Origin of the sequence: Pseudomonas sp. LF-5 (genome assembly GCF_037626295.1) — a bacterium.
GTDB classification, from domain to species: domain Bacteria; phylum Pseudomonadota; class Gammaproteobacteria; order Pseudomonadales; family Pseudomonadaceae; genus Aquipseudomonas; species Aquipseudomonas monsensis.
Genome location: NZ_JARKMT010000020.1, coordinates 1 through 1,805, shown reverse-complemented (window position 1 = coordinate 1,805; position 1,805 = coordinate 1). Strand labels below are relative to the sequence as shown.

Sequence of the window (1,805 nt, the reverse complement as noted above, 5' to 3'; positions counted from 1 at the left end):
CAACCACCTGTGTCGGTTTGGGGTACGGTTCCTGGTTATCTGAAGCTTAGAAGCTTTTCTTGGAAGCATGGCATCAACCACTTCGTCACCTGAAAGGTAACTCGTCATCAGCTCTCGGCCTTAAGATCCCGGATTTACCTAAGATCTCAGCCTACCACCTTAAACTTGGACAACCAACGCCAAGCTGGCCTAGCCTTCTCCGTCCCTCCATCGCAATAACCAGAAGTACAGGAATATTAACCTGTTTTCCATCGACTACGCTTTTCAGCCTCGCCTTAGGGACCGACTAACCCTGCGTCGATTAACGTTGCGCAGGAAACCTTGGTCTTTCGGCGTGGGTGTTTTTCACACCCATTGTCGTTACTCATGTCAGCATTCGCACTTCTGATACCTCCAGCAAGCTTCTCAACTCACCTTCACAGGCTTACAGAACGCTCCTCTACCGCATCACCCGAAGGTGATACCCGTAGCTTCGGTGTATGGTTTGAGCCCCGTTACATCTTCCGCGCAGGCCGACTCGACTAGTGAGCTATTACGCTTTCTTTAAAGGGTGGCTGCTTCTAAGCCAACCTCCTAGCTGTCTAAGCCTTCCCACATCGTTTCCCACTTAACCATAACTTTGGGACCTTAGCTGACGGTCTGGGTTGTTTCCCTTTTCACGACGGACGTTAGCACCCGCCGTGTGTCTCCCATGCTCGGCACTTGTAGGTATTCGGAGTTTGCATCGGTTTGGTAAGTCGGGATGACCCCCTAGCCGAAACAGTGCTCTACCCCCTACAGTGATACATGAGGCGCTACCTAAATAGCTTTCGAGGAGAACCAGCTATCTCCGAGCTTGATTAGCCTTTCACTCCGATCCACAGGTCATCCGCTAACTTTTCAACGGTAGTCGGTTCGGTCCTCCAGTCAGTGTTACCTAACCTTCAACCTGCCCATGGATAGATCGCCCGGTTTCGGGTCTATTCCCAGCGACTAGACGCCCTATTAAGACTCGCTTTCGCTACGCCTCCCCTATTCGGTTAAGCTCGCCACTGAAAATAAGTCGCTGACCCATTATACAAAAGGTACGCAGTCACAGAACAAAGTCTGCTCCCACTGCTTGTACGCATACGGTTTCAGGATCTATTTCACTCCCCTCTCCGGGGTTCTTTTCGCCTTTCCCTCACGGTACTAGTTCACTATCGGTCAGTCAGTAGTATTTAGCCTTGGAGGATGGTCCCCCCATATTCAGACAAAGTTTCTCGTGCTCCGTCCTACTCGATTTCATGACTAAGAGATTTTCGCGTACAGGGCTATCACCCACTATGGCCGCACTTTCCAGAGCGTTCCGCTAATCTCAAAGCCACTTAAGGGCTAGTCCCCGTTCGCTCGCCACTACTAAGGGAATCTCGGTTGATTTCTTTTCCTCAGGGTACTTAGATGTTTCAGTTCCCCTGGTTCGCCTCTTGCACCTATGTATTCAGTACAAGATAACCATCTTATGATGGCTGGGTTCCCCCATTCAGACATCTCCGGATCAAAGTCTGTTTGCCGACTCCCCGAAGCTTTTCGCAGGCTACCACGTCTTTCATCGCCTCTGACTGCCAAGGCATCCACCGTATGCGCTTCTTCACTTGACCATATAACCCCAAGCAATCTGGTTATACTGTGAAGACGACATTCGCCGAAAATTCGCAAAACTCTTAAGAGTCACTCACAAATTTTACCTTAGCCTGATCCGTTACCAGTGAAAGTAACGTTCAGTCTATCTTTCTATCACATACCCAAATTTTTAAAGAACGAACTAGTCAAAGACTAGAAATCAA

The 1,805-nt window shown here is 49.4% G+C and carries 1 rRNA gene (running past one end of the window); it reads right to left on the bottom strand.

The annotated features are described in order from the left end of the window. Positions 1–1,619, bottom strand: a 23S ribosomal RNA gene (locus tag PseuLF5_RS28060); it reaches 1,498 nt to the left of the window's first position. Positions 1,620–1,805: the final 186 nt, after the last annotated feature.